The organism is Kribbella sp. NPDC048915 (assembly GCF_040649595.1).
Taxonomy (GTDB): Bacteria; Actinomycetota; Actinomycetes; order Propionibacteriales; family Kribbellaceae; genus Kribbella.
Window position 1 is genome coordinate 1 of record NZ_JBEZFT010000121.1, and the last position, 17,964, is coordinate 17,964.

At 66.7% G+C, this 17,964-nt stretch carries 18 protein-coding genes and 3 pseudogenes; 14 read left to right on the forward strand and 7 right to left on the reverse strand.

The genetic code is table 11. The features are described from left to right. Window positions 1-511 precede the first annotated feature (511 nt). Window positions 512-1,426, reverse strand: coding sequence for a LysR family transcriptional regulator (locus tag AB0B82_RS33860; protein WP_360178142.1), 915 nt, complete (start codon window positions 1,424-1,426; stop codon window positions 512-514). A 78-nt stretch (window positions 1,427-1,504) separates the two neighbouring features. On the opposite strand from AB0B82_RS33860, the gene AB0B82_RS33865 reads away from it, so the two are divergent. Both AB0B82_RS33865 and AB0B82_RS33870 read left to right on the forward strand, forming a co-directional pair. Then, window positions 1,505-2,413, forward strand: a complete 909-nt coding sequence (locus tag AB0B82_RS33865) for a DMT family transporter (RefSeq protein WP_360178145.1) — start codon at window positions 1,505-1,507, stop codon at window positions 2,411-2,413. A gap of 230 nt (window positions 2,414-2,643) precedes the next feature. Next, window positions 2,644-3,477 (forward strand): alpha/beta fold hydrolase, encoded by an 834-nt coding sequence (locus AB0B82_RS33870; RefSeq protein WP_360178148.1) that lies wholly within the window; start codon window positions 2,644-2,646, stop codon window positions 3,475-3,477. Between the two features lie 75 nt (window positions 3,478-3,552). Here the strand turns inward: AB0B82_RS33870 and AB0B82_RS33875 are convergent, their stop codons facing one another. Continuing rightward, window positions 3,553-4,566 carry a WYL domain-containing protein gene (locus AB0B82_RS33875; RefSeq protein WP_360178151.1) on the reverse strand — a complete coding sequence of 338 codons (1,014 nt, stop codon included), beginning with the start codon at window positions 4,564-4,566 and terminating at the stop codon, window positions 3,553-3,555. Between the two features lie 54 nt (window positions 4,567-4,620). Here AB0B82_RS33875 and AB0B82_RS33880 point away from each other — a divergent pair, with 54 nt between their 5' ends. The 3 genes from AB0B82_RS33880 (at window position 4,621) to AB0B82_RS33890 (ending at window position 6,699) form a co-directional block, all read left to right on the forward strand. Further along, complete coding sequence (locus AB0B82_RS33880) at window positions 4,621-5,745, forward strand: epoxide hydrolase family protein (RefSeq protein ID WP_360178153.1); 1,125 nt, start codon at window positions 4,621-4,623, stop codon at window positions 5,743-5,745. Between the two features lie 85 nt (window positions 5,746-5,830). Beyond that, entirely contained in the window at window positions 5,831-6,181 is a 351-nt protein-coding gene (locus AB0B82_RS33885) for a hypothetical protein (RefSeq protein ID WP_360178156.1), read from the forward strand. Next, entirely contained in the window at window positions 6,178-6,699 is a 522-nt protein-coding gene (locus AB0B82_RS33890; protein WP_360178159.1) for a hypothetical protein, read from the forward strand. The genes AB0B82_RS33885 and AB0B82_RS33890 overlap by 4 nt, the downstream gene beginning before the upstream one ends. 35 nt (window positions 6,700-6,734) lie before the next feature. On the opposite strand, the pseudogene AB0B82_RS33895 reads toward AB0B82_RS33890, so the two are convergent. Beyond that, a pseudogene (locus AB0B82_RS33895) lies at window positions 6,735-8,380 on the reverse strand (IS1634 family transposase). Window positions 8,381-8,494: 114 nt separating this feature from the next. On the opposite strand from AB0B82_RS33895, the gene AB0B82_RS33900 reads away from it, so the two are divergent. Then, a complete protein-coding gene (locus AB0B82_RS33900) occupies window positions 8,495-8,680 on the forward strand; it encodes a hypothetical protein (RefSeq protein ID WP_360178162.1) in 186 nt (61 codons plus the stop codon). A gap of 200 nt (window positions 8,681-8,880) precedes the next feature. Here AB0B82_RS33900 and AB0B82_RS33905 read toward each other — a convergent pair whose 3' ends face one another. Next, a complete protein-coding gene (locus AB0B82_RS33905; protein ID WP_360178165.1) occupies window positions 8,881-10,077 on the reverse strand; it encodes a restriction endonuclease in 1,197 nt (398 codons plus the stop codon). Window positions 10,078-10,214: 137 nt separating this feature from the next. Here AB0B82_RS33905 and AB0B82_RS33910 point away from each other — a divergent pair, with 137 nt between their 5' ends. The 5 genes and pseudogenes from AB0B82_RS33910 to AB0B82_RS33930 all read left to right on the forward strand — a co-directional run bounded on the left by AB0B82_RS33910 (window position 10,215) and on the right by AB0B82_RS33930 (window position 13,545). Beyond that, on the forward strand, window positions 10,215-11,201 hold the full coding sequence (locus AB0B82_RS33910) for a NaeI family type II restriction endonuclease (protein ID WP_360178168.1): 987 nt from the start codon (window positions 10,215-10,217) through the stop codon (window positions 11,199-11,201). Between the two features lie 197 nt (window positions 11,202-11,398). Further along, window positions 11,399-12,582, forward strand: a pseudogene (locus tag AB0B82_RS33915) (IS256 family transposase). Window positions 12,583-12,623: 41 nt separating this feature from the next. Next, entirely contained in the window at window positions 12,624-12,830 is a 207-nt protein-coding gene (locus AB0B82_RS33920) for a NaeI family type II restriction endonuclease (protein ID WP_360178171.1), read from the forward strand. After that, window positions 12,830-13,003 carry a NaeI family type II restriction endonuclease gene (locus tag AB0B82_RS33925; protein WP_360178189.1) on the forward strand — a complete coding sequence of 58 codons (174 nt, stop codon included), beginning with the start codon at window positions 12,830-12,832 and terminating at the stop codon, window positions 13,001-13,003. The genes AB0B82_RS33920 and AB0B82_RS33925 overlap by 1 nt, the downstream gene beginning before the upstream one ends. A gap of 125 nt (window positions 13,004-13,128) precedes the next feature. Further along, window positions 13,129-13,545, forward strand: a complete 417-nt coding sequence (locus AB0B82_RS33930; protein WP_360178192.1) for a very short patch repair endonuclease — start codon at window positions 13,129-13,131, stop codon at window positions 13,543-13,545. Here the strand turns inward: AB0B82_RS33930 and dcm are convergent. Further along, on the reverse strand, window positions 13,538-14,782 hold the full coding sequence (gene dcm / locus AB0B82_RS33935) for a DNA (cytosine-5-)-methyltransferase (protein ID WP_360178174.1): 1,245 nt from the start codon (window positions 14,780-14,782) through the stop codon (window positions 13,538-13,540). The two genes, AB0B82_RS33930 and dcm, sit on opposite strands and share 8 nt — an antisense overlap. A gap of 365 nt (window positions 14,783-15,147) precedes the next feature. Between dcm and AB0B82_RS33940 the strand changes: the two genes are divergently transcribed. Next, window positions 15,148-16,122 carry an aldo/keto reductase gene (locus tag AB0B82_RS33940; protein WP_360178177.1) on the forward strand — a complete coding sequence of 325 codons (975 nt, stop codon included), beginning with the start codon at window positions 15,148-15,150 and terminating at the stop codon, window positions 16,120-16,122. A gap of 86 nt (window positions 16,123-16,208) precedes the next feature. On the opposite strand, the gene AB0B82_RS33945 is transcribed toward AB0B82_RS33940, so the two are convergent. Continuing rightward, on the reverse strand, window positions 16,209-16,544 hold the full coding sequence (locus AB0B82_RS33945) for a LysR substrate-binding domain-containing protein (RefSeq protein WP_360178180.1): 336 nt from the start codon (window positions 16,542-16,544) through the stop codon (window positions 16,209-16,211). On the opposite strand from AB0B82_RS33945, the pseudogene AB0B82_RS33950 reads away from it, so the two are divergent. Then, window positions 16,426-16,683 (forward strand): annotated as a pseudogene (locus AB0B82_RS33950) (hypothetical protein); the annotation flags it as partial. The gene AB0B82_RS33945 and the pseudogene AB0B82_RS33950 overlap by 119 nt on opposite strands. An 11-nt stretch (window positions 16,684-16,694) precedes the next feature. Beyond that, a complete protein-coding gene (locus AB0B82_RS33955) occupies window positions 16,695-16,859 on the forward strand; it encodes a hypothetical protein (protein WP_360178183.1) in 165 nt (54 codons plus the stop codon). 6 nt (window positions 16,860-16,865) lie between these two features. On the opposite strand, the gene AB0B82_RS33960 is transcribed toward AB0B82_RS33955, so the two are convergent. Further along, window positions 16,866-17,753 (reverse strand): LysR family transcriptional regulator, encoded by an 888-nt coding sequence (locus AB0B82_RS33960; RefSeq protein ID WP_360178186.1) that lies wholly within the window; start codon window positions 17,751-17,753, stop codon window positions 16,866-16,868. Between the last annotated feature and the right edge of the window lie 211 nt (window positions 17,754-17,964).

Genomic DNA, 17,964 nt, shown 5'->3' on the forward strand with positions numbered 1-17,964 from the left:
GGCAGCTCGTGCAGCGCCGGCAGGATCACGTCCGCGTCGACGTCGTACTTCGTCTCGATCTCGAGCTGCTCAGTCCGTACCGGTCTGAAGACGGAAGCTTGCACAGGTTGAGGCGGGTGTGGACAGGTTATTGCTTGTCCAAGGTCCCGGACGGGTGTCCAAGGTCCCGGACGGGTGTCCAAGGTCCCGGACGGGTGTCCAAGGTCCCGGATGGGTGTTCGCGGTCACCGGTCGGGTGTTCGCGGTCCCGGTCGGGGCTCAAGGGGCCCCGGTTGCGGGGACGCGCGCCGTCAAACAGCGCGGTCGAACAGCGCGGTCGAACAGCGCGGTGGAACAGCGCGGCGCCGACTCGGTCACTCAGACCCACCCACGGATCAGTCACAAGAGCCGGATATCGGCTGGTGTAGGAGTCCCGTGGCCATGCCTCGCCCAACTGAGCGGCCGAGCGAGTCGGGTTCGCAGGTCGGGCCGGCCACCGGCGCCCGCGGAATGCTCCCCCCACACACATCGGTCACAAGAGCCTGGTCTGCGCGGTGGCCGCTGTGGCGAGGGCGTCGGCGACTGCGGCGACGGCTGGTGTTCGGGTGCGACGGGTCAGCAGAAAGACCACCCGTCCGAGGTCTCCTTCGGCGGGTCTGCGGACCGCGACGCCGGGTGCCCCGGCACCGAGGACGAGGTCCGGGAGGATGGCGCCGGCGCCGGCGGTCCGGACCAGTTCGAGCAGGATCAGGAAGTCGTCGGAGCTGTAGCGGATGTCCGGCTCGAACCCGCCCAGCTGGCGACAGACGCGCACATGCATCTCACGTTGACCGGTGCCCGGCTGACACGCGGCCCAGGGCAGGTCCGCCAACTGTGCGACCGGGACTGGATCGGCTGCGGCGAGTGGATGATCCTCCGGCAGTACGACGCGGACGTGCTCCTGCAGCAGGTCTTCGCGGAGCAGATCGTTGTGTACGGCGCGCGGCTGACCGTCGTACTCGTCGCCGACCATCACGTCCAGCTGCTGCAACCGCAGCGCGGGCGCCGCCTGCTCCACCTCGAGCTCGGCCGCCTCGACGCGGATGTCTGGATGCGACTCGGCAAGGCTACGGATCGCCGGCGCGACGACGCGGATGAACGCCGACTGGAACGACGCGATGCGGACCACGCCTGCCACGCGGCCGGCCGCCACCGCAGCCAGCTCGGCCTCGGCCGCCTCGACGCCGTCGAGCAGCGTGGTGGCGTGCCGAACCAGGACCTCGCCCGCCGCGGTCAGCCGCACGTTGCGGCCGATCCGCTCGAGCAACGGCGTACCGGCCTCGCGCTCGAGCACGGACAACTGCTGCGAGATCGCACTGGGTGAGTACCCGAGCGCGCGGGCCGCGCCGTGCACGGTGCCGCGGCCGTGCACCTCGCGCAGCAGCCGGAGCCGATGCAGATCCATCATTTGTTCAGAATATCTTCACGATATCGTCCGTGAAGCCGCGATGGACGTGAACGGTCCGCCGGCCTGACGATCGTTCGCGTGGGACGACTCTTCTGCCTTCTGTCCGCCGTCGCGTTCGGCGTCATGGCTGTGTTCGGCAAGCTCGCGTACGACGCCGGCGTATCCGTCGATGCCTTGCTCCTTGTGCGGTTCGGCCTGGCCGGCGGACTGCTGCTGATCCTCGCGCTCGCCCGTGGGGCCCTGCGCAAGCTGCCGCGGCGCGCGGTTCTCACCGGCCTCGGCATGGGCGTCTTCGGGTACGCCGCGCAATCCGGACTGTACTTCTCCGCGCTCGCGCGGCTCGACGCATCGCTGGTCGCGCTCCTGCTGTACCTGTACCCGGTGCTCGTGATGGTCGGCGCGATCGTGCTGCGTCGGGAACGCGCGTCGCGGCAGCGCGTCGGTGCGCTCGGCCTGGCGTTGCTCGGGATCGCCTTGGTGCTCAGTGGTGCAATGACCGGCCGGTTCGACTGGTTCGGCGTCCTGCTGGCGTTGGGCGCACCCATCGTTTACACGTGCTACATCCTGGTCGGCGACTCGTTGACTGCGGACGTCCAGCCGCTCGCGTTGACGGCGCTCGTCTGCGTCGGCGCGTTCGGTACGTTCCTCGTCCTCGGCGTCGCGCGCGGTACGGACCTGTCGTTCGCGCCGATCGGCTGGTTGTGGCTGGCCGCCGTCGCGCTGGTCAGCACGGTCGCCGCGATCCTGTTCTTTTTCGCCGGCATGGCCCGGGTCGGTCCGTCGGTCGCGTCGATCCTGTCGATCTTCGAGCCGGTGGTGACCGTGGTCGCGGCCGCGCTCGTGTTCGGCGAGCACCTGAGCGCGGTGCAGTGGCTCGGCGGTGCGCTCGTCCTGTCCGCGGTCCTCGTGGTGCAGTGGCCCCGCCGCCAATCGTTGCCGGAACTTTCGCGGACTTCACCGGAGATCGCGGCAGACTTGGCAGTATGAGCGGACGGGTGGCGTGGGCCGGAGTCGTCGCGTTCGTGACGGCGGCCGCGGTCGGTTGCACCGACAACGATGCGGCTCCCCCTGCGTCGGCACCGGGCGGGACCTCCGCCTCCGCCACCCCGTCCGTCTCTCCTTCGGCCACGCCTACTGCGCCTACTGCTTCTCCTAGTGCTGCTTCGCCTTTGCTTTCGCCGTCCGCGGCGCCGCATCCGGTTTCGTTGCAGGCGTTGATGACGAAGAAGTACAACGGCGGCAACCTCCGCCTCGACCGCGAGCTCGCGCGCAACCCGGCGTACACGCGGTACCACGTCACGTACCGCAGCGGAACGCTGACAATCTCGGGCATCATGAACGTCCCGACCACGCCCGGCCCGCATCCGGCGCTGGTCCTGAACCACGGCTACATCGACCCGGCCGTGTACACGAACGGTCGCGGGCTGATGCGCGAGCAGGACTACCTGGCGCGCCGCGGGTACGTCGTCCTGCACACCGACTACCGCAACCACGCCCAGTCCTCCAAGGACCCGAACTCCGAGCTCAACCTCCGCCTCGGCTACACCGAGGACGTCATCAACGCGGTTCTCGCGCTGCGCACCTCGCAGTACGTCGACCCGGCGCGGATCGCGCTGCTCGGCCGCTCGATGGGCGGCGGCATCACGTATAACGTCCTCACCGCGCAACCCGGTCTGGTCAAGGCGGGCGTGGTGTTCGCGCCGGTGAGTTCGGATGCCGCCGACAACTTCGACCGCTGGACCCGCCCGGACCGGCCGCTCGGCACGCAGATCCTGCGCAAGTACGGCGAACCGGCACGCAATCCGGAATTTTGGCGGAACGTTTCCGCGGTGAGTTTCTTCGACCGGGTCACCGAGCCGATCCTCATCCACCACGGCGAATCCGACTCGACCTGCCCGATCGCCTGGTCCCGCGAGACCTTGGCGGCACTCAAAGCGGCCGGCAAGAACGCCACGATGTACACCTACCCCGGTGAGGAACACGCCTTCGGCCCCGCCTGGCCGACCTCGATGGCCCGAACCGTCAGCTTCCTCAAGCAGCACGGCGTTTGACCCAGGCGTCCCGAAGGACAGGACGTAGTCACCGCCACCCGCCCGAGCAGGGTCGGCTTGACCCCGGATCGGCCGTTACCTCCTGTCGTTCGGTCCCTCGATCGCGTTCAGGTAGCGCCGACCAACGGTTCGCAGGTGCTGGATGAGCTGGGGTGGCCCGTCGACGTGGAAGTCGAGGCCGAGCATGCCGATGTAGACGGCGATGGTTTCGAGCGAGTCGGCGCCGGTGACGAGGACGCAGGTGTTGTCGTCGAGCGATTCGACCATGCCGACGGCCGCGTGGATCCGTGACAGCACCTCCTGCGCCGGTGCGTACACGGTGATCCGCGCGCGCACCTTCCAGCCCGTTGACGCGACGTCCCGCAGTACGAAATCGGTGTAGGCCTGATCCGTCATCGGACGCGGCGTGTACCGCCGACCTGTTGCCATCCGCAACGTCATCCAGTCGACGCGGTACGAATGCCAGTCCCCTTGCTCGTCGCGCGCCACGAGATGCCAGTACCCGTGCCAGCTCACCAACCGGTACGGCTCAACCAGGATCGGCAGGTCACGCCCGACACCGGATCCGGCCTTGTACAGCGAGTCGTCCTCGGGTACGGCGTACTCGAACCGCAGGTAGTGCTCGTCGCGAATGCACGCGGCGATCGTCGTCAGTACGGCGGGATCGACCTCGGGAGCATCGACGTTCGTGCGCGTGTTGTCGGGACCCTTCTCCATCGCGCGGGTGATCGCGTCAACCTGCCGCTGGAGGTGATGCGGGAGGACCTGCTGGAGTTTGGTGAGCGCGCGCTCGCTGCTCTCCGCCATCCCGACCACGCCCACGCCGGTCCGCAGACCGACGGCGACCGCGACCGCCTCCTCGTCGTCGAGCAACAGCGGCGGCAGCTTCGCACCGGCACCGAGCCGGTAGTGCCCCGCCGGCCCGCGCGTCGCGTCGACCGGGTACCCGAGCTCGCGCAGCCGATCGATGTCGTTACGCACCGTCCGCGTCGTCACCTCCAGCCGCTTCGCGAGTTCTGCCCCCGTCCAGGCCGGCCGGGTTTGCAGCAGGGCGAGCAGCGCCAGCAACCGCTGAGAAGTTTCCAGCAAATTAGTCTCCTGATTAGGAATCTAATGTTCCTATACGGATCCTACGGTAGAGCCATGAACACGAACGAGAGCATCCGGCCCTTCACCGTCACGATCGACCAGGCCGACCTGGACGACCTGCGTAGCCGCCTCGCGCGGACCCGGCTCCCCGAGCCGGCGCCGGGCGACGACTGGGACTACGGCACCCCGAACCACTACCTGCGCGAGATGGTCGACCGCTGGCAGAACGAGTTCGACTGGCGGGCCCAGGAGGCCCGGATGAACGAGTTCCCGCAGTACCTGACCGAGATCGACGGCCAGACCGTGCACTTCATCCACGTCCCGTCGAAGGTCGAAGGCGCGACACCGCTGCTCCTGCTGCACACCTACCCGGGCTCCTTCGTCGACTTCCTCGACATGATCGAGCCGCTCACCGACCCGGTCGCGCACGGCGGCTCTGCCTCGGACGCGTTCTCCGTCGTGGTGCCGTCGATCCCCGGCTTCGGGTTCAGCACCCCGCTCGTCGACCGCGGCTGGACGATGGCGCGAGTGGCCCGCACCTTCGACACGCTGATGCGCCGGCTCGGGTACGACTCGTACGGCGCCCACGGCTCCGACGGCGGTGCGATGATCGCCCGCGAACTCGGCGTACTCAACCCCGAACGCTTCCTCGGGCTGCACGTCCTGCAACTGTTCTCGTTCCCGTCGGGCGACCCGTCCGAGTTCGAGAAGTTCACCCCGGAGGACTACGCGGCGCTCGAGCACCTGCAGTGGTTCCAGTCGGTCGGCGGGTACAACGCAATCAACTCCACCCGCCCGCAGACGGTTGCCGTCGGCATCTCCGACTCCCCCGTCGGCCAGCTCGCCTGGAACGAACTCTTCAACAACTTCGGCAACGGCACGTCCCTGGTCACCCCCGACCAGATCCTCACCGAGGTCACCCTCTACTGGTTCACCAACACATCAGCCACCGCCGGCCGCTACCACTACGAAGAAGCCCACGCCGGTGCCGAACCGGTCGTGAACAACGCCCGCACCGGAGTCGCGGTCTTCGCCGACGACTTCAAGACCATCCGGCCGCTGGCCGAACGCGACAACACCAACATCGTCCACTGGTCCACCTTCAAGGACGGCGGCCACTTCGCCTCCCTGGAGCGCCCGGAAGAACTGACCGCCGATCTCCGCACCTTCTTCCGCTGACCACTTCTTTGGGGCCCGGAGCGAATGCGCTCCGGGCCCCTGCGGTTCGCTTAGGCTGTGGGCAAGCCAGCACAGAGGAGCTCAGATGTCGACGGAGACGCCGCAGGACCGGCCCAACGGCGACCGGGTCAACGTGATCGACACCGCGACCGCTGCCCACAACCTGCCTCGCATGCTGCAGCGCTTCCGCGCCGGCCAGGCCGAGCCACTGATTTTCGGCGACGACGGTCAGCCGGAAGCAGTCGTCGTACCGTTCGACCGTTGGGAGCTCCTCGAAGAACTGGCCGCAGACGCCGAACAAGCCGCCGAGGCTCGCGAGCTGACCCGCGAACGCCTGGCCAAGAAGCGACCCGAGGACTACGTCACAGCCGACGAACTGGCCGAGGAATTCGGCTGGAACCTCGACAGCGACAACGAACCTCCCGCGACCCGATGACCGCGAAGTACCACCTGATCATCGATCCGGACCTGCTGACGGAACTGCGCGATCTGCACGCTCGCGCGAAGGCCGATCCCAACGGACCGGCAGCCCAGCAGCTCGAAGCTGTCCGCCGCGGACTCAGCGCCCTGCGCGAAGGCCGCGAGGACGAATTCGCCAGCGAACGCCTCGGGCGCTCCGACAACCATCCCGACCTCCGCGACTGCGCCGAGATCAAGATGCCGGTCGTTCAGGAATTCAACCGCCGCGGCCGACCGATGGGACCATCGCATCGCCTCACCTACCGCGAGTTCGACGGATCGTCGCAATCCCACCTTCCGGTCCGGCAGGTGATCGCGTTCGCACCCCGGAAGGACGGCGAGATCTTCAACCAGACCGCCGCCCGCCTCGGCCGCACCCGAGGCGTCGCCCTCGAAGAACTCGACCACCTCCCGACCGTCCGCCCAGCCGTCGGCCCGGCAAGGAAGCCGGCCGCCAGGTCGGCCCACCGCGCCTGCCACTCCCTCCGGACCTGACTCAGGGCCCTCAAACCTGAGTTCGGACATTCGGCTTAGTGCCTGACTGTGCGAGTCAGGGCGTTGAGGATCTGCTGTTTCTCGCTGGGGATCGTGGGCGGGAAGGTTTGCTCGACGCCGTTGATCGCGATGGTTGCGGATCGCAGTGGCCGCAGCTGGCGGACGACGTTGCGGATCGCGAGCCCGGTCCGGTTCTGGACCTCGCGGCTGACAGCGAGTGCGGTGAACACGATGGTCAGGTGAGCTTCGATGGCGTCGTGGGTGTGGTGGAACATGGGTCGGGCACGGAGGTCGGTCTTCGACATGCGGAAGGACTGCTCGACGTGCCACAGGTCGTGGTAGCTCGCGATGACCTCGCCTGCGGACATCAGGTCGGCCGGGATGTTGGTGACGTAGCCCTTCAATCCGGCCAGCCGGCGGGCCCTGGCCAGTGAGGCCTCGTCGAGTTCGGCCGCGCCGTTGTTGTTCTTCACGAACCGCGGTATCCGTGCGGCCTTCTGTCCGGCCACGACCTGTCTGGCGCGGTTCTCCTGCAACGTCAACGTCTTGTTGTCCCGCACGGCTCGCTTGGTCGAGTAGGCCCACACCGCGCGCCACGACCCGGGATGGGTCTTGGGGTTCCAGATCGGTTCGGCCTTCAGTCTTGGGTTGTTCTCGGCCTTGTGCCCGGTGCGCGGGGTGATGGTGTCGATGACCTGGCCATCGGTGAACGCGTCGCCATGCCAACGGAAGTGGGATTCCAGATCCTTCGGTGCTTTCACTGCGCGGGAGCCGACGATGAACCTCAAGCCGGCGTCATCGAGGTCCTTCAGGTTGTTTGACGAGACCATCCCCGCGTCCGCGACGACGACCATGTCGGCCAGGCCGTGCCGGGCCTGGAACTGCTTCACGATCGAGACGATCGTCAACGTCTCGGCCTTGTTTCCTTCGAAACAGCCGATCTCGAGCGGGAACCCGTGGCGGTCGACCAGCAACCCGACCACGACCTGCGAGTCGACGCGTCGTTCCTTGGAGTAGCCGACCTTCCGCAGCCCGCCGGCGCCCTCGTCTTCCTTTTCTGCTTCGAAGTAGAGCGTGGTCACGTCGTACAAGCACAGCGACACATCGCCACTGGTCAGGGCGTGGTTGAAGCACGCGGTCGCGACGACATCGCGGTAGCCCCGCTGTTGTGCGCGGCCCAGAGTGCGGCGCATCGTCCGCTCGTTCGCAGGTTCCTGGCCAGGTCAGTCAGAACACGCCCGGTGTCGAGGATCGAGGTCGGCTCCACGATCCGGGAGATCACCAGATCACGAAACGTCGCGTCCCCGACCGCGGCGAAACCGAGCCCGGCATAGACCTGCGCGAGCACGTCGAACAACAGCCGTGACGAGGTGCCGACCACCCGCGGCGCCCCGACCCGCCACGGCTCAACAGACTCAGCCGGATCCGCGAACAGGCCAGCTTCCACGGCACGCGGCGCGACCAGCCGCGCCTTGCGCGACGTCGGCTCGATGCCCAGATCGAGCTCGTCCTGGCCGGCGTCCGCGAGCATGCCGCGGGCCTGCTCCAGCAACAACCCAAGCTCGGCCTCGGAATGCGCGGACCCGACATGCGCAACGATCCGCCCCCGCCCGTCGACGTACTCGGCGACCTGCACCGCGGTCGCTCCCGAGGCCGTCCGCACCCGCCTCACCCACGCCACAGCCCCGAGCCTAGAGCACCAATTAGTGCCTCAATCAGCCTGCCCGCCGAACCATCACCGCAGGTCAGCGACTTGCCGTCCGGCGAATCACGCCGGGGTGTCCGAACTCAGGAGGTGATCGCGTTCGCACCCCGCAAGGACGGCGAGATCTTCAGCCAGACCGCCACCCGCCTCGGCCGCACCCGAGGCGTCGCCCTCGAAGAACTCGACCACCTCCCGACCGTCCGCCCAGCCGTCCGCCCGGCAAGGAAGCCGGCCGCCCGGTCGGCCCACCGCGCCTGCCACTCCCCCCGGACCTGACTCAGGGCCCTCAAAGCCCTCGAAGGCCTCCCGCCCCCGACAACAACCGCCCCGATAGCAACCACCGAGCGCCCTACCACCCGCACCCAGCCCCCAACCCAAGGCCCATACGGAAGCAAATAGCGATCCGAAATCACGCCCGCTTCCTCCCGCTGACTGTCGATGTGAGGTTCATCCGGTCGCGAGCCGTGCCTACAGGCCTAGCGCTGTGGCGCGTTGGCTGACAGCAGCTCGAGCCAGGCCCGGACGGCGGCTACATCCGAATACCCGTGAGCCTTCAACGCATCGACGATGTCCTGCCCACAGATCATGGCAATCGGGTGCCCGTCTGCCCGCACCTCTGTGTAGGCCTGCGGTGCGAAGTGTGAAGTCGTAACGAACACACCGAACTCGCGGTGCCTAATCCGGGAGATCAGCCGAGCGACATCGCGGACGCCGACCGAGTTGTCCGCGCTATAGCACTTCGCCTCGAGCGCGAAGTCAAGACCGATCGGGTCGGACTTCGGCCCGATCATGTACTTTCCCACCGCATCCCGACCGCCGTCACGACTCGGCTGCGTGACGTCGCATCGTCCTGTGGCCGGCGCAATAAGTCGCCAGAGCTCGACAGCAACCAGCTCGAAATCGTGCTCACGTCGCCGGAAGTAGTCGCGGATCTCCGCTAGGATCGCGCGCCCCGCCTCATCACTGGGAAGTTGCTGCGCCTTCGAGCGGATCGTCGTGGTCGCGGGGGCCTCGAGGGGCATGTAGGCCCTCCCATCGACCCACGCCTTCCAGGCGATCGGGCAGTGCTCACTCTCGTAGGCCCGGTCGTTGAGCACGTCGTCGATCCAAGCCCGCGGTATGTGGCCAGCATCCAGCACCGTGAACCGAGCACGATAGTTCTGAAAGCGGTGGCCGCCAGTCGATCGCCAGACCGCAACAAGATCATCGTCGCTCGTCAGCGAAGCAGCGCCAGGCGCGAGCAAGCCATTGAAGGCAACGCTCCGCCCAGGCATGGCCTTATGAAACAGCAGAAACGGCGGAACACGGCGCCGATCAGCCGCCGTTCCATGACCGAGTGCAAAGACATCCCGCAGCAAGAGATTGCCGTCCCGCTGAGTCTGATGTAGCTCACGGCCGGGCTGGCGATTATCTCCAAAGTAGGTAAATATGCCGGTCCGAGGGTCCAGGGTGTCTGGCCAGTCGACTTCACTCCCTGAGGTATAGAGCGCAACAAGGCGCACCATTCCTTTACGCACGGATCCTTTGGGCCGGAAGCCGCCTTGATTGCCTACAGGCAGGAGGCGTGCAAGCGCATCATCCGCCGCGGAGCCGGCGCTGCCGCCCGCGTACACGGCATCGACAATCAGATCCGCAGACGGGAGCATCCCGAAGGGAAAGATAGGAGCAGCCACCGCCGCAGGCTATCTCCAGTCAAGCTCTGACGAGGCTCTCATCGGCATGGCTGACGGCGCGAATCTCCACCGCATTCGTCTGGCCCCCTCGGCGACGGACCTCAGCTGCAGTCAGATTATGCTCGCGCAGCCACTGAATGATGAAGGAGCTTGCTGAGATGTCAGACAAACCGTCGCTGACGGGATCGGAAGAGATCGACATGGTGGCGACTGAGCTGCTGCGCCTGGACCCAAGCGGTGACGGTATCGCCGACGTCTTGCGAGACACCCTCGATCAGCTTCTTGACGGCCGCCGCAGCGGCCGTTGGGACTACTCGGCTCTCCACAAGACCGAGAAGACGTATATGGGCACGCTGGTCGAGATCAACATTCACCGCAGGTTCAACTTTGCTGATGGTGTGATCACGGACTATCAGATTGCCGGTATCGAAGTCGACTGCAAGTTCTCACAAAGGATTGGCGGCTGGGAGTTTGGGCCAGAACTTGAGGGCCACATAGCTCTGGTTGTCTGGGCGGACGATAGCCGGAGCGCCTGGCGTGCCGGACTAGTGCGTGCGACAACTGACGTGCTGCGTCTGTCGAGGAATCGGGACGCGAAGCGGAGGCTGACGCAGGAAGGTGTCGGGCGAATTCGCTGGCTTTGGGCAGACCACCCCGGCTTGGCTCCAAACCAACTGCTCCACATGCCTGAGGATCAACGCGCACGAATCTTCTCTGCGCGCGGCCGGACTCGCACTCGGCACGGCCAGGCGCGACTGCTCCAACTTTGCCGTGAGATGCAAGGGGTAATCCTGCGCAGGACGACGATTGAGACGGTCGGGTACGGCCTCGACGATCCCATGAAGCGGATGCGGTCGAATGGCGGTGCGCGCGACATGCTCCGGCCAGAGGGCCTGCTCGTCTTGGGACACCAAGACAACGACCCGGCGGTGGCAGCCGCCCTCGGCCTGCCCGTGCCAGCCAAGGGCCAGTTCGTCGTTTGCCGGGTAGTACCTTCCGATGACCCAGTTGGCGCCGAGATTGAAGGGTTGTGGTGGCGCCGCGCGACTGGCGAGGACCCGGTGGTGCCTGCTCCGGTTGTGCCTCGTGGTGGGGCAAAAGGCTCGCGCAAGCCAGTCCGATAACCTCACTACTCGTGAGCGGTCCGGTGCTGCCCGGGATGCCGTCAGTGTGGCTTCGAGTCTGATCCACAGCCCAGTTGAGTCCCCGATAATGGTGTAGCGCGGTCGCCGGGATCGTCACCGACATGATCGTGGACGAGGACGCGGCCACCGCGTGATCTTCGAGTCAACATTCCACAGGATCCTCGAGGACCATCACGATGACCGCTCCACACATTGTCGACCCTGCCGGCCTGCTTGGCGAAGCACTCGCCGAGGCCAGTCCCGAGCTGATGCGCAGCCTGCTGCAATCGATCATCAACGCCCTGCTGTCGGCCGATGCCGACGCCGGGGTCGGTGCCGAGTGGGGGCGGCCCACCGCGGGCCGGACCGCCCAGCGCAACGGCTACCGGCATCGCGACCTCGACACCCGCGTCGGCACCATCGACGTCGCGATCCCCAAGCTCAGGAAGGGAACCTACTTCCCCGAATGGCTGCTGGAGCGCCGCTAACGCGCCGAAGCGGCGTTGATCACCGTCATCGCCGACGGCTACCTCGCCGGCATCTCGACTCGCCGGATGGACAAGCTCGTCACGACTCTGGGCATCGATTCGCTGTCCAAGTCCCAGGTGAGCAGGATGGCAACCGACCTGGACCAGCTCGTCGACGAGTTCCGCCACCGGGGGCTGGATGCGTCCGGACCGTTCACGTTCGTCGCGGCCGACGCGCTGACGATGAAGGTCCGCGAGGGCGGCCGTGTCATCAACGCGGTCGTGCTGCTCGCGACCGGAGTCAACGGCGATGGCCACCGCGAGGTCCTCGGCATGCGCGTGGCCACCAGCGAAACCGGCCCGGCCTGGGACGAGTTCTTCGCCGACCTGGGTCGCCCGAGGCCTGACCGGGGTCCGGCTCGTGACCTCCGACGCGCACGCAGGCCTGCGGGAGGCGATCGCTGCGAACCTGCCCGGCGCCAGCTGGCAGCGCTGCAGAACGCACTACACCGCGAACCTCATGTCGATCTGCCCCAAGAGCATGTGGCCGGCGGTGAAAGCGATGCTGCACCCTTGACGACTCGGTCTACGACCAGCCCGACGCAACGGCCGTGCACGCCCAGTTCGACCGTCTCATCGACTACGTCGCCGAGAAGCTGCCCGCCGTCGCCGATCACCTCGCATCGGCACGCGAGGACATCCTCGCGTTCACCGGCTTCCCCAAGGACGTATGGACCCAGATCTGGTCCAACTGTGAGGATCTTCGTCGTGCCGTCCGGGCCGAGCAAACCGACGAATGCGCCGAAGGACGCCGCTATCTCGGACTCGATGTCCTCGCCCGATGCCGCCTCACCACCGTCACCACCACCAACCCCGAGATCGGAGCCGACGACATGCCCGCACTCACCGCCTAACCCGACAACAGATCACGCAGCACTACACCACTTCCAGGGACTTGACTGGGCTGTTGGGGCTCGACCCGGACACGCTGCGGAGAGTCCTCGCCCCAAAGTCCGGACAGGCGCGGGTGACCGAGTTGCTCAGACTGGTGACTGAGCGGAACACGATTGCGACACTCGCGCAGCAGGACGAGTACATGGCCCGGTTGCGCGACAACGGGAACGGAGCGCGGACCAGGCTTCGCGAGCACGGCGATATCTGATCCCTGGTGGTGACTACGAAGGGCACCGCGCCGTTGCGCGAAAGCTGGGAACAGAGGTGCCGGCACCTGGAGAGGTCATCAGCCTGCGGGTTGTTCCAGCGGAACCTGGAACCCCGTGGACAGTGGACCTAGATGGCCGGAGCTGGCGCCTCGCACGCGAGGCGAACCTGTGACTGAGCCCGCACCGAAGCTCCCTGACGTGCGCAAAGGTAGGTAGCACGAGGCCGCTTTGGCTGCCTCACACGAGAGCATCGGCTAGCATCCGCTCTTGTCAGTGCAACTGGAGGACGGCGAACTCGTGCAGACGCCCCCAACGCCCGGGCGCTCGCGGAACATGCAGGCGATCCGGAGGACTAACACCAAGCCAGAGGTGCTCCTGCGTTCGGCGTTGCACCGGTCTGGTTATCGTTTCCGGAAGGATCTGAACGTCTACACGTCGTCGCGCCGAGTTCGGCCAGACATTGTGTTCACCGCACGTAGGGTCGCGGTGTTTGTCGATGGGTGCTTCTGGCATTGCTGCCCAGAGCATGGGCGACAGCCAACCGTTAACTCGCAGTACTGGTCACCGAAGCTTCAACGGAACGTCGAGCGGGATCGGCTCGCCGATACCGCTCTGGGCGAGGACGGATGGTCAGTCGTCCGCATCTGGGAGCACGAGTCGCTTGAGGATGCGGTGAGGATGGTTGAACGGGCTCTCGCGAGGCGCGCTAGCTGACCTTCGAGCGCATCTGCGCGAGGTACTCATGGCGGACGTGATCGTCCTGGCCGATGAATGCGCGGAAGTCTCCGAGCTTGTAGGCCAGTACACCAGACCCCGACTCGACTGGCTGCATGTTGAAGTCACGCATCAGGTGCTTCAGCCGCAACTCGATCTCCTCCAAGGTGAGGGATCCATTGATTCGCTCAGAAATCTCCGCGATCGTCAGCGGCTCATTCGCGCTACGCAGTACCCGGTAGACCTCGTCGTGAGTGACGGTTTCGGTCTGAACCCGCGGCTCACCTTCATGATTGAGAGCAGCGACGATCTGCCGGCCGATCGCTCGCGCCACAGGCGGCGGGAACGCATTGCCGATCTGGCGATACTTTGATGTCTTCCGGCCAGCGAACTGCCACTGCTTCTCGTCCCAGCCCTGCAGCCGGGCAACCATCTCTACCGTCAGTTTCGGATCGAAGTCCGCTGGGGTGTCAGCAGACGGCGCAGCATCAGCAATACCCAAACCGTCGACGCCCATCTCGCGCCAGGCTCGCTTGGCTCGCGTGGGTCCTAGGTCAGCGCCGCCGTGCTTCTTTGACCCGCCAACGATGGTCGGAGCTATCTTGTTCGCTCGATCCGCCCACCGCTGAGCGTGCTTCCATCCATTAGCAGCCATGAGGTCGACAAGTTCCTCGCCGACAGTGCGCCGCAGTGGCGACGCCTCAGGCCAGCAAAAGTACGGCGCATCCTCGGCACTGAGAGCGACGAGCACGAAGCGCGGGCGCAACTGGGGTACCCCATAGTCGGAGGCCTGCAGCAAACGCCAGTCCGCGACATACCCAAGCTCATTCAGGCGGTCGAGGACATGCTGCCGGTACGCGGAGAAGCGGGGTGCCGATAGTCCTCTCACGTTCTCCAGCATCAACGCACGCGGCTTCATGATTCCGCAGAGCTCGACAGCCCACGCGAAGAGGTCTCGCTCGTCGTTCGCGCCCAACTGCTTGCCTGCGATCGAGAACGGCGGACAGGGAACGCCGCCAGCCAGAAGATCCACGCCACGGAACTCCTCTGGATCCCAGACAGAGGGGTCAGCGACGTCTCCGACGCGTACGTCCCACGCCGGCCGGTTCAGCTTCAAAGTCTCGGCAGCCATCGCGTCGAGCTCAACAGCCAGCGCATGCTCGAAACCAGCAAGCTCAAGCCCGAGGGCCTGACCGCCTGCCCCTGCGCAAATCTCCACCACCCGCAGTGAGCTCACGAGACCTCCCCCGCTGATCGAACAATTGTTCGAGTGTAGAGATGGGTATCGCCCCGGGTCAAATTCACAGGCAGCCAGAGAGGGGAGACCCGATGGGCGCTGACTCGAGGCAGCAGGCGAGCCTCACATCGCATCGACTCGGCGCATCTCATGCCGAAAGTTCCGCTCTGCCGGGGACCGAACAGGCAGAGCTTATCCTCCCTCGGCGAACCAGCGTGGGACGCCCGCCGACGGCGGCTGCAACTACCTTCTGAGCACGGCCAGGCACCTGTCCCCGAGGCTGCGACCAGCTCAGAAGTCCGAGCGATCAGACTGTGCTGATTCTTCTATTGGAAGAGTTGGCGAAGGCGCGGGAGGGTTGAGGTATGGAATTTACTCAGCTTGGGCGGACGGGGCTGCAGGTCAGTCGGATTGTCTTGGGGACGATGAACTTCGGGCCTCATACCGAGGTGGGGGATGCGCACGCGATCATGGATCGGGCGCATGAGGTGGGGATCAACTTCTTCGACACGGCGAACGGGTACGGGCGGTCGATCTACCCGGGGCGGACCGAGGAGATCATCGGCGAGTGGTTCGCCAAGGACGCGAAGAACCGGGAGAAGACGGTGCTCGCGACCAAGGTGTACGGCGACATGGGGCAGGAGTGGCCGAACACGAGCCGCCTGTCCGCGCTGAACATCCGCCGCGCGCTGGACGCGAGCCTGAAGCGGCTGCAGACCGACTACGTGGATCTGTACCAGTTCCACCACATCGACCGGAACACGCCGTGGGAAGAGATCTGGCAGGCGATGGAGGTCGCCGTACAGCAGGGCAAGGTGCTGTACGCCGGGTCCAGCAACTTCGCCGGCTGGCACATCGCGCAGGCGCAGGAGGCCGCTGCGAAGCGGAACTACAGCGGTCTGGTCAGCGAGCAGTCCCTGTACAACCTGATCCAGCGCGACATCGAGCGCGAGGTGCTGCCGGCGGCCGAGGCGTACGGGCTGGGCATCATCCCGTGGTCGCCGCTGCACGGTGGACTGCTCGGCGGTGTGATCCGCAAGGAGAACGAGGGCGTCCGTCGCCTCGAGGGTCGCTCCAAGGAGACGCTGGACAAGCTGCGGCCGCAGATCGAGCAGTACGAGGCGCTCGCGGACGAACTCGGCAACGAGCCGGGGGAGCTCGCGCTCGCGTGGCTGCTGCACCGGCCGGGCGTGACCGGTCCGATCGTCGGACCGCGGACGATGGAGCAGCTCGAGTCCGCGGTCCGCGCCGTCGAGATCAAGCTCGACGACAAGACGCTGGCCCGCCTCGACGAGATCTTCCCGGGCTACAAGACCGCCCCCGAGGACTACGCCTGGTAGGCACTCTCCGCACGCAACATCACTGCGGTCGGCTCGTCAGTACGGCGAGCCGACCGCAGCTCGTTGTACGGCGAGTCGACCGCGAGTCAGGGCTCGACGGAGGCGATGAAGTCGTGCACCACGTCTCGCGAGTCGTCGGCGCGCCAGGCCAAGGCCAGTTGAGCCGGGGCAAGGTCTGGGACCGGGCGGCACACGAGACCGGGGCGTTGGTACAGAGTCGTGTTCCCTTCGGCGATCAGGGCGATCCCGACGCCCGCGGTGACAAGCTCGAGGGTCTCGTCGGCGGCTGTTGCTTCGGCGGCGATGGTCGGGGGTCGGGTTCGCGCGTCCAGGCCGAGCCAGAAGTCGCGCAGTACCGACGCGGCGCGGGAGCTGGGCGTCGGCGTCGTACCGTGGAGTCCGCTCGGCGCCAAATTCCTCACCGGTACGGTGCGCGAGCTCGGCGCGGACGACTTCCGGAACAACGCACCGCGGTTCGATGCCGAAAGCTTGCAGGCGAACAACGCGTCGTACGAGGCGCTCCAGGCACTGGCCGTCGAGCTCGGGATCAGCCGGAGTCAGCTCGCGCTGGCATGGTTGCTGCACCAGGATTCAGCGGTGATGTTCCTGGCAGCCGTACGCCGGCGCATATCGTCGAGAACCTTGCGGCCGCGGACAACACACTGCACCCGGACACGCTCGCGCGGATCGAGGCCGTCCTCGCTCGCTTGTCCCCGGTCGGCGGGACGCTGCTCTAAGCAGCTTTACGAATGGCCGACCGTTGTCGGGAGCATGCCGATCAGGGCGTCGGCGGCCAGCGAGGCGGCGGTGCCGGCGGGGACGGCGACCGAGACCTGCCAATCGGCGGCGGTCCCCGGGGCGAGGCTCACGGTGGCGTGGTCGCCGCGCTTGGCAGCGATGCGCTCGGGCACCAGCGCGACGCCGAGGTTGTGAGCGACCAGCGCGAGCAGGGTGTGGACGTCGTTGACCTCGATCGTGACCGGGTGGGCCACACCGGCGTCCGCGAAGGCGCGGTCGGAAATCGCGCGGGCGCCCCATGTCGGATCGAAGTCGACGAACGACTCTCCCGCCAGGTCGCCGAGCGTCACGCCGGACGACCGCGCGAGCCGGTGGTCGGGAGCACAGACGAGCACCATCGACTCACGCGACAGCGGGCGCAGATCGAGCCCGTCGACCGGGTCGCCCGCGGTCGCGACGAACGCGACGTCCAGGCGGCCGGAGGCGAGTTCGTCGAGCATCGGGGTGGAGCCGCCCTGGCGCACCTCGATCTCCACGCCCGGGTACGCGGACCGGAACTTGGCGAGTAACGCCGGAACGTCGACCACGCCGAGGCACTGCTCCAGGCCGACCGTGAGGTGACCGCGCAACAGCCCCTGGACCGCGGCGACCGCGTCCTTCGCGGCCTCGGCTGCGGCGAGCGTACGGCGTCCCTCGCAGAGCAGCGCCCGCCCGGCCTCGGTGAGTTCGACGCTGCGGGTGTTGCGGACGAAGAGCGATGCCCGCAGCTCACGCTCGAGCGCCCGGATCGAGGCGGACAAACCCGATTGCGAGATCGACATCGCCTCGGCGGCCCGCGTGAAGTGCTTCTGCTCGGCCACCGCGACGAAGTGTTCCAAGTGCCTCAGCTCCATGACTTAGAACTGTAGTCGATCGGCCATGACGGATTCTGCGGCGCCGCATGTTGAAACGCGCACAGTCTGCCCGCACGGTCCGGCGCGAGGGATGGTGGCGGAGGCCGCGCGCCCCTTGACAGCGGCGCGGGCGGTGGACCGCGACCGAACACACCTTCCCGACCGGGATCACGTTCGTCGGCCATGAGAACCCGCCGAGCGTCCACACTCC

What these genes read in the sequence shown, in the direction of transcription:
- AB0B82_RS33860 (WP_360178142.1), bottom strand. Translation starts at nt 1,426, where the DNA reads ATGATGGATCTGCATCGGCTCCGGCTGCTGCGCGAGGTGCACGGCCGC.
- AB0B82_RS33870 (WP_360178148.1), top strand. Translation starts at nt 2,644, where the DNA reads ATGACGAAGAAGTACAACGGCGGCAACCTCCGCCTCGACCGCGAGCTC.
- AB0B82_RS33880 (WP_360178153.1), top strand. Translation starts at nt 4,621, where the DNA reads ATGAACACGAACGAGAGCATCCGGCCCTTCACCGTCACGATCGACCAG.
- AB0B82_RS33885 (WP_360178156.1), top strand. Translation starts at nt 5,831, where the DNA reads ATGTCGACGGAGACGCCGCAGGACCGGCCCAACGGCGACCGGGTCAAC.
- AB0B82_RS33890 (WP_360178159.1), top strand. Translation starts at nt 6,178, where the DNA reads ATGACCGCGAAGTACCACCTGATCATCGATCCGGACCTGCTGACGGAA.
- AB0B82_RS33910 (WP_360178168.1), top strand. Translation starts at nt 10,215, where the DNA reads ATGATGAAGGAGCTTGCTGAGATGTCAGACAAACCGTCGCTGACGGGA.
- AB0B82_RS33940 (WP_360178177.1), top strand. Translation starts at nt 15,148, where the DNA reads ATGGAATTTACTCAGCTTGGGCGGACGGGGCTGCAGGTCAGTCGGATT.
- AB0B82_RS33955 (WP_360178183.1), top strand. Translation starts at nt 16,695, where the DNA reads ATGGTTGCTGCACCAGGATTCAGCGGTGATGTTCCTGGCAGCCGTACG.
- AB0B82_RS33960 (WP_360178186.1), bottom strand. Translation starts at nt 17,753, where the DNA reads ATGGAGCTGAGGCACTTGGAACACTTCGTCGCGGTGGCCGAGCAGAAG.